Annotated in this window: 8 protein-coding genes and 1 pseudogene; 6 read left to right on the top strand and 3 right to left on the bottom strand. The window is 48.8% G+C overall.

Annotated elements, in window-relative coordinates:
• Positions 1–63 precede the first annotated feature (63 nt).
• From HMPREF3066_RS09255 to HMPREF3066_RS09240, 5 genes are all read left to right on the top strand, one after another.
• The gene (locus HMPREF3066_RS09255) at positions 64–1,044 is read left to right on the top strand and encodes a carboxylesterase family protein (RefSeq protein WP_070442399.1); all 981 of its coding nucleotides are present in this window, start codon (positions 64–66) and stop codon (positions 1,042–1,044) included.
• Positions 1,045–1,145: 101 nt separating this feature from the next.
• Positions 1,146–1,319 carry an SDR family oxidoreductase gene (locus HMPREF3066_RS13625; RefSeq protein WP_321178931.1) on the top strand — a complete coding sequence of 58 codons (174 nt, stop codon included), beginning with the start codon at positions 1,146–1,148 and terminating at the stop codon, positions 1,317–1,319.
• Between the two features lie 12 nt (positions 1,320–1,331).
• Positions 1,332–2,009, top strand: a complete 678-nt coding sequence (locus HMPREF3066_RS09250) for an NmrA family NAD(P)-binding protein (protein WP_321178930.1) — start codon at positions 1,332–1,334, stop codon at positions 2,007–2,009.
• Complete coding sequence (locus HMPREF3066_RS09245) at positions 1,996–2,853, top strand: ABC transporter ATP-binding protein (RefSeq protein WP_070442395.1); 858 nt, start codon at positions 1,996–1,998, stop codon at positions 2,851–2,853. Before HMPREF3066_RS09250 ends, HMPREF3066_RS09245 begins: the two co-directional genes overlap by 14 nt.
• Positions 2,854–3,154: 301 nt before the next feature.
• Positions 3,155–4,474, top strand: coding sequence for an MFS transporter (locus tag HMPREF3066_RS09240; protein WP_070442392.1), 1,320 nt, complete (start codon positions 3,155–3,157; stop codon positions 4,472–4,474).
• Positions 4,475–4,691: 217 nt separating this feature from the next.
• Here HMPREF3066_RS09240 and HMPREF3066_RS09235 read toward each other — a convergent pair whose 3' ends face one another.
• From HMPREF3066_RS09235 to uvrA, 3 genes and pseudogenes are all read right to left on the bottom strand, one after another.
• A complete protein-coding gene (locus HMPREF3066_RS09235; protein WP_070442389.1) occupies positions 4,692–5,222 on the bottom strand; it encodes an REP-associated tyrosine transposase in 531 nt (176 codons plus the stop codon).
• 161 nt (positions 5,223–5,383) lie between these two features.
• Positions 5,384–7,936, bottom strand: a complete 2,553-nt coding sequence (locus tag HMPREF3066_RS09230) for a TIR domain-containing protein (protein WP_070442385.1) — start codon at positions 7,934–7,936, stop codon at positions 5,384–5,386.
• A gap of 52 nt (positions 7,937–7,988) precedes the next feature.
• A pseudogene (gene uvrA, locus HMPREF3066_RS09225) lies at positions 7,989–10,858 on the bottom strand (excinuclease ABC subunit UvrA).
• Positions 10,859–11,077: 219 nt separating this feature from the next.
• On the opposite strand from uvrA, the gene HMPREF3066_RS09220 reads away from it, so the two are divergent.
• A complete protein-coding gene (locus HMPREF3066_RS09220; RefSeq protein ID WP_070442382.1) occupies positions 11,078–11,842 on the top strand; it encodes a phosphatidylserine decarboxylase in 765 nt (254 codons plus the stop codon).
• The last annotated feature ends 469 nt before the right edge of the window (positions 11,843–12,311 follow it).

Raw genomic sequence — 12,311 nt, 5'->3', positions numbered from 1 at the left:
CTTGTCCTGATTTAAATTTAATCCACTATAACTATTTCCCTCAACCTTTTAAGGAGTAATCTCATGAAAAAAACCGCCGCCGTCATCGCCGCCGGCCTGCTGCTGGCAGCCTGCACTGCCACGCAAAACACCGCTGGAAACAGTCCCGCTGCCCAAAGCACACAAAATCCCGTTTGGGACAAACAGTACGGCGGCGCGGATAAAGCCTACGACAGCCGCCTGCTCGCCCTGCGCGAGCAAATTGCCCCGCGTTTCGAAGTGCTGACCTTCAAAGACCCGCAAACGGGTAAAGAAATGCAGTACAACCTGTACACGCCGAAAAACCTAGAACCCGGCCGCAAATACCCGCTGGTGATGTTCATCGCTGATGCCAGCACCGCAGGCAAAGGTGTGAAAGCCCCGCTAATGCAAGGCTACGGCGGCATTATTTGGGCAACCGACGAAGCGCAGGCGAAACACCCCGCGTTCGTCCTCGTGCCGTCCTACACTGAAACGGCGGTAAACGACCAATGGCAAACCACGGACGAAGTCGGCATGACCCCGCGCCTTGTCAGAAGCCTGATGGCTGAAAAACCGATTGACACCGACCGCGTTTACACCACAGGCCAATCCATGGGCGGCATGATTTCCTTTTATCTCAACAGCATCGAGCCGAATCTTTTTGCCGCTTCCATGTTCGTCGGCAGCCAATGGGACATCAACGTGTTGAAACCGTTGGCGCAGGCGAAATTCATCTATACCGTTTCCGCCGGAGACCCTAAGGCATCGGCAGGCATGGCGCAAGTCGGCGAAATGCTGCAACAAAACAAAGTCGCCTACGCCGAAACCGAGTTTTCCGCCAAACTGCCGCAGTCCGAACAAGACGCAAAAGTCCGACAAATGCTCGCCCAAGGCAGACGCATCAACTTTATCCGCTTCACGCCGAATACGGTGATTCCCGCAAACACCACCCACAAAGGCGCGGAGCATATGTATTCGTTTGATTACGCCTACCTGATCGAACCCTCCCGTGACTGGCTGATGCAGCAGAAACGGGAGAAATGAGTTCTGTGATTCGAAGGTCGTCTGAAAACCCGTCTACCCTAAAGCCTCTTTTTCAGCTACCCTTCCCCTATTATTTCTCTCCACTTCCCAAGGAGTTCCCCATGAACATCGCCATCACCGGCGCCAGCGGCAACATCGGCGGCATGGTCGCCCGTCATCTGAACACACGCGGTCTGCCGCTTATCCTGCCGCTGCGCAACCCCACCAAAGCGCCCGTTCTGCCGAACTGCGAAGCGCAGCGGTTTGCCTATGACGATTTGGAGCTTGCCAAGTAGGCGTTAAACGGGGTGGAGGTGCTGTTTATGGTGTCCGCTGCCGAGAGCCCGACGCGCGAACAAGAGCATTTGACTTTGGTGCAGGCTGCTTCGGAAGCGGGCGTGCAACATATGGTTTATCTCTCTTTTGCACAGGCGGCGTTGGACAGCACCTTCACACTGGCGCGCACCCATGCGGTTACTGAAAATGCGATCCGACAAACCAATATGCGCTACACCTTTCTGCGCGACAATTTTTACAGTGAGATGATGGCAACGATTGCCAACGCAGACGGCATCATCGCAGGCCCAGCCGACGACGGGCGCGTTGCCTGCGTTTCGCAGCGCGATGTCGCCCAAGCGGCGGCAAACGTCATCGCCGACATCGCATGCGACAACCACCGCCACGACAATCAGACCTATACGCTGACAGGTTCCCAAGCATTAAACTTCGCTGAAATAGCCGCCGTCTTAACCGAAATCACCGGCAAACCGCACCGCTACCACAATGAAACCATGGAAGAAGCCTTTGCCAGCCGCAAAGCCGCGTACCCTGACACGCCCGACTGGCAGATTGAAGCATGGGTTTCCACCTACACCGCCATTGCCAAAGGCGAACTTGCCGCCGTTTCAGACGACCTGCCGAAATTGTTGGAACGTGAGCCGCGCCGCTTTGTCGAAGTTGCAAAGGATATTTATGATGCAGCCTGAACACAACACCCCCTTAATCGAATTCCAAAACGTCAGCAAACGCTACGACAGCCACACCGCCGTGAACGAACTGAACCTCACCATTTACCAAGGCGAGTTTTTCGTGTTGGTGGGCGGTTCGGGCAGCGGCAAATCCACTACGCTGCGCATGATTAACGCGCTGACCGAGCCGACCGACGGCGATGTTTATTTCAACGGCAGGCGTATCAAAGATTACGACATCCGCGGGCTGCGCCACCGCATCGGCTATGTGCTGCAACAAATCGCCCTGTTCCCCACTATGACCGTGCGACAGAATATCGAACTGATGCCCGACATTTTGGGCTGGGACAAACCGAAGCGCACATCGCGCGTGAACGAACTGCTCGAGCTGGTCGGTATGCCGCCCGAAACCTACCTAAACCGCTATCCGCACGAACTCTCAGGCGGCGAACAGCAGCGCATCGGCATCCTGCGCGCCATCGCTGCCAAACCCGACATCCTGCTGATGGACGAACCCTTTTCCGCCCTCGACCCGCTCGCCCGCGCTTCCCTTCAGGAAACGGTTTCCCTGATACACAAAAAACTCGGCACCACCATCGTTTTCGTTACCCACGACATGAACGAAGCCGCCAAGCTCGCCTGCCGCATCGGCGTGATGCACCAAGGCAGGCTGGTGCAGGTCGATACGCCGCAGGATATTCAAAACCATCCGGCGGATGATTATGTGCGCTCCCTGTTCGGCGCGGCGCAGCCGGAAAACACCATCTCCGCCGACAAAGTCATCAACCTTTACCGCCGTTTGGACGCGGACGGTAAAGCGCGAGTAAGGGAATATTGGGCGCAAAACAGGATGGATGTTTAGAAAAAGGCCGTCTGAAAATTTTCAGACGGCCTCAGACGTTTTCAGTACACGCTCAAGCACTAGGTCTGCTTTCCGGTAACACCCAATTTCGCAAAAACTCTACTGTAAGTCCAAATCAAAAGCATCCATGCCGTTCATTCCCGCGCAGGCGGGAATCCAATTTTGAATTTCGGCAACCGTTTTTTCAAAGTTTCCAACGGATTTCCGCCTGCGCGGGAATGACAGCCGCTGGCAGGTACCGTATCAAAAACCAAGCGAATCTGCTATATATGTTTCCTCAAAACCCCAAAGGAGAATCAAGATGGACATTCTTTCCCGCCTGCAAGCATTGCCGCCGGGCAGGTTCCACTACAAATTACTGGTATTGGTCGGTATTGGCTGGCTGTTTGACGCGATGGATACCGGCATCGTGTCGTTTATATTGCCCGCATTGGGCAAAGAATGGGGTTTGCAGCCTGCGCAACTGGGCTGGATAGTCAGTATCGCCTTTATCGGCATGGCACTGGGGGCGGTAGCGAGCGGCTGGCTGGCAGATCGCTTCGGCAGGAAAACCGTTTTTGCGGGGACGATGGCAGTGTACAGCACGGCGACAGGCCTATGCGCCTTTGCACCCGACATTGCAACACTGCTTACCTGCCGCTTCTTTGTCGGCGTAGGACTGGGCGGACAGCTTCCCGTCGCGGTGTCCTTGGTCAGCGAATACGCCCCGCCGAAAGTACGCGGTCGGTTTATCGTGTTGCTGGAAAGTTTTTGGGGCTTGGGCTGGCTTGCCGCCGCACTCGCTTCCTATTTCTTTATCCCAAAATTCGGCTGGCACAGCGCATTTTTAATCGGCGCGCTGCCGATTTTGTATATCCCGCTGGTGTTGAAACTCATACCCGAATCCGTACCCTACCTACTCTCGCAAGGCAAAACGGACGAAGCGCACCGGCTGGTCAGCCGCTTGGAAGAAGAAGCGGGGATTACGCCCGTCGCAACAGCCATAGCACCGCCGCAACAGAGAAAACAGCGCATCCGCTTCAAACAACTATGGCAACAGCCTTTCGCACGACGCACGCTGATGCTGTGGCTGGTCTGGTTCGGCATCGTCTTTTCCTATTACGGCATTTTTACTTGGCTGCCGAAACTCTTGGTCGAACAAGGCAATACGGTGGTCAAAACCTTTGAATATGTGCTGGTGATGATCGTCGCGCAACTGCCCGGCTACATCGCGGCGGCGGCATTGGTGGAAAAAATCGGGCGTAAAGCGACTTTGGCGGGCTTTCTCGCCGCCTGCGCCGTCTGCGCGTGGTTTTTCGGACAAAGCAGCAGCGCCGCCGAAGTCATGGCATGGGGCAGCCTGATGTCGTTCTTCAACCTCGGCGCATGGGGCGTTTTATACACCTACACGCCCGAACTCTACCCCCTCCGCTTCCGTGCCTTCGCCTCCGGCTGGGCGGGCGCAATCGGACGCATCGGCGGCATCCTTGCGCCTATGGTGGTCGCCAAAATGGTCGGCGGCAGCGGCGGATTCGGCAATATATTCATGATGTTCGCCGGCGTAATGATGCTGATTGTCGCCGTCGTTTTGATATTGGGCGAAGAAACGAAAGGCAGGACGCTGGAGGAAATCAGCTCTTAAACAACCGTATCCGCTGCCCAAAATTAGTAAAGGTCGTCTGAAAACTCAAAATTGGTTTTCAGACGACCTTTAAAGTAGTTAATTATATATATGTATAGTATATATTGGTTTTTGTTGTTGAGTTTAAATTGTGCAGACTTATTTGTGCCTAGACCTACAGATGATTTAAATCCTACTTGCGTGCGTACCGCACGCGGTGGATAGGTTTTTATAGCATTCACTCTCCAAAACTCATTACCGCCGTTTCTTTTTTTCCGCCCCAATTTAACGGCAGCCACCCATCCCGTACATAACGGTGAAACGACGAAAATGCCCAATCGCGGACATTGCCGCACAATCCATGTTTGACGGGATTGAAATGGATGTAGTTCGCGCAACGTTGCGAATCCGTTTCGTCGCGCACGGTGTGTTCGTAAAAACGCCGCTGTCTAATACCGCGTTCGTTCCGCCGCTGTTTGCTGGCGAACAGGTCCTCAGCACGAGGGAAATGTGCGGAGAATTTGGTTTTAATCAGCCGCCAGCGCAGGGAATAATCCGCATCGTCGGGCGGCAGCGTCCAAATGGCGTGAATATGGTTCGGCAGTACGCATACGGCGACGGTTTCAAAGGGATATTGTTTTTGCACATCCACATAAGCCGCACGCAATAAGTCGATATGTTCGACAAGCAGGCGCGATTTTGGGTTGGTGAGTTTGACGGTGAAAAAGAATGTGTCGCCGGCAATGAAGTTTCTGCGATAACACGCCATAGGATTTTTGTTTTTGGTTTGAGCGTTGGAGAAGGAATGGTTTGTTGTTTAAGGTTTTAACAAAGTTAAAAGTTGAAACGGAGAACCGCCAATCAAGCAACCGTGTGTGTGTGCAGTATACACGCGGTTGCTTGGCATCAAGCTACAGCTTGTGAATGTACTTATCCTTTAGAACGCTTATTTTTATCCATTAATGTTTGTTGTTGTATATCCAGGTTAAGCATTGACGATAATTGTTGTTTTTTCCTGAAATCTACAGGAAACATATAGGTATGCTGAATTACTATTTCTCTCAATATTCGAATGCATACTGGGCTTGTCTCAATTTCATTATACGTTTCCTTCAAATTTTGCATATCTAAAATTCTATTATTAAATCGTAAATCTATGGCTTGATAAATTAGAGAATATGCAGGAGTTTTATTTTTGTTTTTTAATATTTTATAGATCTCCCATGCATCTTTAGATCCAATTGATGATGCTATTTTCTGTAAGACGCTATAAATAATACCATAAGTGATCTGTAGATATATATTTTCTGCATTTTTACCTATTTCTGTATTTGTTAAAGATGGATGCTCTAACAAAGTTTTTTGTATCATATCAATAATTTCAGATTTAAAGTTATCGGAAAGCTCTATGAAATAATGTAAAAAACGAAGACCTGTTGATATACCTTGCTCAGCTAGATGTTCTAAATCATTTTTTCTAATTGTTGCATATCTATTCCTAATAATTTGCCCAGCAATTTCCATTGCTTTAAATGATTTATTAATATTTGATAAAAGATTATCTTCAAAATCATCATCTTTTTCAGTTTTGCTTTCTTCAAAATTATCGAGCTTTTTATTGTATTCATCTCTTTCATTCGTAATATTTCGTTGTTCAATAACTAAATCAGGTATTTTAGAAATGAATTCAGACATAAATCCTAGTTCAGCTCGTGTTAATTTTGCAGGTTCATTTTGATTGAATAGGCTAAGTAAGTATTTATTTATTTCCTCTAAAACCCAAGGATTTTTTGTATGATGAGTAATAAATATTAATATATTAGCATTATCCTCTTTGTATAGTTTATCAAGTACTCTGAAAAATATTTCTTTTGTATCATCATTATTATCATGTAAAGAGTCAGCGATTTTTTTACCCACAAAAAAATAGAATATATAAGGATATTTGAAAGATATGCCTTCATCAGATCTTTTAAGAATTGAACACTTTTCAAGATTATAAATAATTTCTTGAGGGTTATCTAAAATGAAATTATTTTCATATTCCTTAAAAAAAGATTCTAATTTATTGTCGTCTAGTGAATGTTTTTCTTTATATAAATAGAAAGCTAACTCGGAAAGAATATTCATATATTTGTCATACTTTTTCTTGTCAATATTAACTTTTTCAAAAGACTGATAAATTAAATGCTGATAATAATGTCCATAAGATGATAGTTCTAAATTCTGAGTGGTAGCTGCTTCTTGCATTTGAAGAAATATAATCAAATAGATAGGTTTGGATGGGACAATATTATTACTTATTACTGCTTTTAATTTTTCACTTATATCACAAACATTATTATATAATTCACTTTCACTAATTGATTCTTCAATACCAAGCGATACCCATTTTCTAATCAAATCTTCACGTCTCTGATATCCAAATAATTTAAGCTCATAACGATTGAAATTATCTAAATTTTGAATATCAGGTACAATATACTTGAATGAATCGTTGGCAGTAATAATAATCCATGAAAAATGATCTTGAAGCGACTTTATAAGTCTATCTTTAGCTTTTGTATTTAGTGTACATAGATGGAAGTCATCAATTAAAATTACGTTATCATTTAATTTAATATATTCCTTGTATGTTAAATTATCATATTGTTTTTCAAGTAATTTTGAGATAATAGATTCAGTATCTGAACTTTTTATGTCATTTGAATGTAAATATAAGGGAAATTTTTCCCTCTTGCATAGATCAATATATTCCTGTTTTAATAAACTAGTTTTTCCTTGTTGTTCCTCTCCAAATATAATTGAAAAACTTGGAGATTGGAAAATATCCTTTGATGATTTTATTGATTTTAAAATACCATTCTCACTTTCTGGATACAATGTGGAAATATCAGGATATATAAAAATATCAGATAAATTTATATTATCAATTCTTCTGTGGGATAACTGAATATCTGTTTTATTCATGTCTAATAGAAATGAGAAATTCACTCCTTTTATTTTTTCCTCATTTGGTGTTATTAGTGCAGTTTCTTTTTTTTTTAAATTTTCCAGAATTTTTCCAATACCATCAACTACTTCGCACCATGCTGAGTCCCGGTCAGGATAAGATGAAATTGCCTTTGCGTCCTTGGGTAATGCTTGGAACTTGCTAAACATTTCATTGTGCCAACGTACAGATCTAACAACAACTGGTACTAGTACTGATCTATGTTCCTCATGCTGTTTAATAGCTTGTTTTGCTTCTATATCCATGCAGTAATTAGATGCTAGAAAATCTGAACTAACTAAAAATAAAATAATATCACTAGTATTTAGATTGTCATCAATTGAACTTTTCCACTCTTCCCCTGGATTGATACAACGATCATGCCAAATATCGATTAATCCCTGACGTTTTAAAGAGGATAAATGATTTCCCAATTCATTTTTGAATGCCTCGTCTTTATGGCTATAACTGATAAATACCTTTTTTGTCATTTCAAGCTCCTAAATATTTTGAAAATACGAATTTGGTAATAATTTTGATATATTACAAGATAACCTTCAAATACTTCCCAGTATAACTCCCCTTAACCTTCGCCACCTGCTCAGGGCTACCTGAAGCAATAATCCTCCCCCCGCCATCACCACCTTCCGGCCCCAAATCCACAATCCAATCCGCGGTTTTAATCACATCCAGATTATGCTCGATAATCACAATCGAGTTGCCTTTGCCTTTCAGACGACCTATGACTTCCAGCAGCAGGGCGATGTCGGCGAAGTGCAGGCCGGTGGTGGGTTCGTCGAGGATGTAGAGCGTTCTGCCGGTGTCGCGTTTGGAGAGTTCCAAGGCGAGTTTGACGCGCTGGGCTTCGCCGCCGGAGAGGGTGGTGGCGGACTGGCCGAGGCGGATATAGCCCAGACCTACGTCCATCAGGGTTTGCAGTTTGCGCGATACGGTGGGGACGGCGTCGAAAAATTCGCGGGCTTCTTCGACGGTCATGTCAAGGACTTGGCTGATGTTTTTGCCTTTGTATTGGATTTCGAGCGTTTCGCGGTTGTAGCGTTTGCCGTGGCAGACTTCGCAGGGGACGTACACATCGGGCAGGAAGTGCATTTCGACTTTAATCACGCCGTCGCCTTGGCAGGCTTCGCAGCGGCCGCCTTTGACGTTGAAGGAGAATCTGCCGACGCTGTAGCCGCGTTCGCGCGAGAGGGGCACGCCGGCGAAGAGTTCGCGGATGGGGGTGAACAGGCCGGTGTAGGTGGCGGGGTTGGAGCGCGGGGTGCGACCGATGGGGGATTGGTCGACGTTGATGACTTTGTCGAGGTGTTCGAGGCCGTGGATGTCGTCGTATGGGGCGGGTTCTTCTTGGGCGCGGTTGAGTTCGCGGGCGGTGATTTTGGCGAGGGTGTCGTTAATCAGGGTGGATTTGCCGCTGCCGGATACTCCGGTTATGCAGGTAATCAAACCGAGCGGCAGTTCGAGGGTTACGTTTTTGAGGTTGTTGCCGCGCGCGCCTTTGAGGACGAGCATTCGGTCGGGATTGACGGGCGTGCGTTCAGACGGCACGGCAATGGATTTTTTGCCGCTGAGGTATTGTCCGGTCACGGATTTTTCGCATTTGGCGACGTTTTCAGGCGTGTCGGCAATCAGTACGTTGCCGCCGTGTTCGCCCGCGCCGGGACCCATATCGACGACGAAATCGGCTTCGCGGATGGCGTCTTCGTCGTGTTCGACCACAATCACGCTGTTGCCCAAATCGCGCAGGCGTTTGAGGGTGGCGAGCAGGCGGTCGTTGTCGCGCTGGTGCAGGCCGATGGAGGGTTCGTCCAAAACGTACATTACGCCGGTCAGGCCGCTGCCGATTTGGCTGGCGAGGCGGATGCGCTGGGCTTCGCCGCCGGAGAGGGTTTCGGCGGAGCGAGAGAGATTCAGGTAATCCAGCCCGACGTTAATCAAAAAGCCGAGCCGTTCGGTGATTTCTTTGAGGATTTTTTCGGCGATTTGTTTTTTGTTGCCGTCCAAATCCAGCGTTTCGAAGAATTGGTGGGTTTTGGTCAACGGCCAAGCGGAGACTTCGTGCAACGGTTCGCCGCTGACGTAAACGTAGCGCGCTTCTTTGCGCAAACGTGCGCCGCTGCAGCTCGGGCAGGCGCGGTGGTTTTGGTATTCGCGCAGTTTTTCGCGCACGGTTTCGCTGTCGGTTTCGCGGTAGCGGCGTTCGAGATTGGGGATGATGCCTTCGAAGGCGTGGCTGCGGTTGAAGGTAGTGCCTCGTTCGGATAGGTAAGTGAAATCAATGATTTCTTTGCCAGAGCCGTGCAACACGACTTTTTTTACTTTTTCAGGTAGCGTTTCCCAAGCAGCCTGCACATCGAAACCGTAATGCCGCGCCAATGATTGAATCATTTGGAAATAGAACTGGTTGCGCTTGTCCCAGCCGTCAATCGCGCCCGTTGCCAGCGACAATTCGGGATGCGCGACCACTTTTTCGGGGTCGAAGAAATTGGTGTTGCCCAAGCCATCGCAAGTCGGGCAGGAACCCATCGGGTTGTTGAACGAAAAGAGGCGCGGCTCCAATTCGGGCAGGCTGTACGAACACACGGGGCAGGCGAAACGCGCGGAAAACCAATGTTCTTCGCCGCTGTCCATCTCCATCGCCAGCGCGCGCTCGTTGCCGTGGCGCAGCGCGGTTTCAAAACTTTCCGCCAGCCGCTGCTTGATGTCCGCCTTCACTTTCACGCGGTCGATGACCACGTCGATATTGTGCTTGATGTTTTTTTCCAGCTTCGGCACTTCGTCCAACTGATAGACTTCGCCGTCCACGCGCACCCGCGCAAAACCCTGCGCCTGCAAGTCGGCAAAGAAGTCGACAAACTCGCCCTTACGCTCGCGCACTGCCGGCGCAAGAATCATCACGCGCGTGTCTTCCGGCAGCTTCAACACGGCATCGACCATCTGCGATACGGTCTGGCTCGACAGCGGCAAATTGTGTTCGGGGCAATACGGCGTGCCGACGCGGGCGTACAAAAGGCGCAGGTAATCATGGATTTCCGTTACCGGCCGACGGTGGAACGCGGGTTGTGGCTGGTGGATTTTTGCTCGATGGAAATCGCGGGCGACAGGCCTTCGATCAAATCGACATCGGGCTTGTCCATCATCTGCAAAAACTGCCGCGCATAGGCGGACAGGCTCTCGACATAACGCCGCTGCCCTTCGGCATATAGCGTGTCAAACGCCAGCGACGACTTGCCGCTGCCCGACAGTCCCGTGACTACCACCAGCTTGTGGCGCGGAATGTCCAAATCGACGTTTTTCAAATTATGCGTGCGCGCGCCGCGGATGCGGATGGTGTCGTTGTCGCGGGCTTCTAAGTGGGGAGTTTTGCTGTCGTTTTGCTGATGGTGGTTACACATGGTCGGACTGTCTTAAGCGGCTAAAATAAAACGGCTATTGTAACACTTTTCGCTTGGGTTTCAGATTGCGGGAGGTCGTCTGAAAAGCTGAGGAGACAGGTTTTCAGACGACCTTCTTTCGCATTCCGTCCGAAAACCGGGCGAAACCGCTAAAAGCGTATCGGATTCCGTTATAATGGCGGCGATTTGAATAAAATTTGAATAGAAAAGGATTGACTTATGAACCGTCTGTACCCCCACCCGATTATCGCCCGCGAGGGCTGGCCGTTTATCGGCGGCGGTTTGGTATTGAGTTTGCTGGTATCTGCCTGCTGCGGCTGGTGGTCGCTACCGTTTTGGATTTTCACCGTATTTGCCCTGCAATTTTTCCGTGACCCCTCCCGCGAAATTCCGCAAGATCCCGAAGAGATTTTAAGCCCCGTTGACGGACGCGTCGTCGTCGTCGAGCGCGCGCGCGATCCTTACCGTGATACCGAAGCGTTGAAAATCAGCGTGTTCATGAACGTCTTTAATGTCCACTCGCAAAAATCGCCTGCCGACTGCACCGTAACCGCCGTCGAATACAATAAAGGCAAATTCCTCAATGCCGATTTGGACAAAGCCAGTACCGAAAACGAACGCAACGCCGTACTGGCGACCACTGCGTCAGGTCGCGAAATCACCTTCGTCCAAGTCGCAGGCTTGGTTGCCCGCCGCATTTTGTGTTACACCAAAGCAGGCGAGAAACTGGCGCGCGGAGAACGCTACGGCTTTATCCGCTTCGGTTCGCGCGTCGATATGTACCTGCCGGTTGACGCGCAGGCACAAGTTGCCATCGGCGACAAAGTAACCGGCGTGCGCACTGTTTTGGCGCGCCTACCAATCCAAGCCCCTGAAGCTGCCGCACCGACTGAAACTACAAGCGCCACCGAAGTTGTTTCATTCGAAATCGAAGCGGCTGCCGATAAAGTCCGCAATGCCGCGGAACAGGCTTTAAAAGATTAACATTTGTAAGCCTCCGCCTTTTGCACTTTGTTGCATTAACTTTTGCACTCGGTACGTTTTAAAAGTTGCGACAGCTTTTGCACTATATATCGGATAGCAGAAAATAAGAAAAGCGACGGAAACGTCGCTTTTGTTTTTACCGGTTACAAATAACCAATTCGCCGCTAGTTTTACCCGTCTTATCTCTGCCTACGGTATAAGCCAACTCCAGTTGAGTAATACGAAAATCTTTAAACAACTCCCTGAGATCAGGGTGGCCATTGATGGACAACATGACCTTGCCTTTACTCTCCGCCATTGCCTTAGCCAGCAGCTCGTATTGGGACCAATCAAAAGCGCTATCGTAGCCTACCGCCTGCCAATATGGCGTGGCAGCGTAGAAGAAAGTGTGCTCGCGGTCATATCGTTTTAAACAACGCTCCCACGGTTCGCTTTCTATATATAGTCAATTAAAATCAAAATAGGACAG

It is taken from the genome of Neisseria sp. HMSC03D10 (genome assembly GCF_001807625.1).
Lineage (GTDB): Bacteria > Pseudomonadota > Gammaproteobacteria > Burkholderiales > Neisseriaceae > Neisseria > Neisseria mucosa.
The sequence above is the reverse complement of the archived record's forward strand: the minus strand, read 5'-3'. Positions and strand labels throughout refer to the sequence as shown.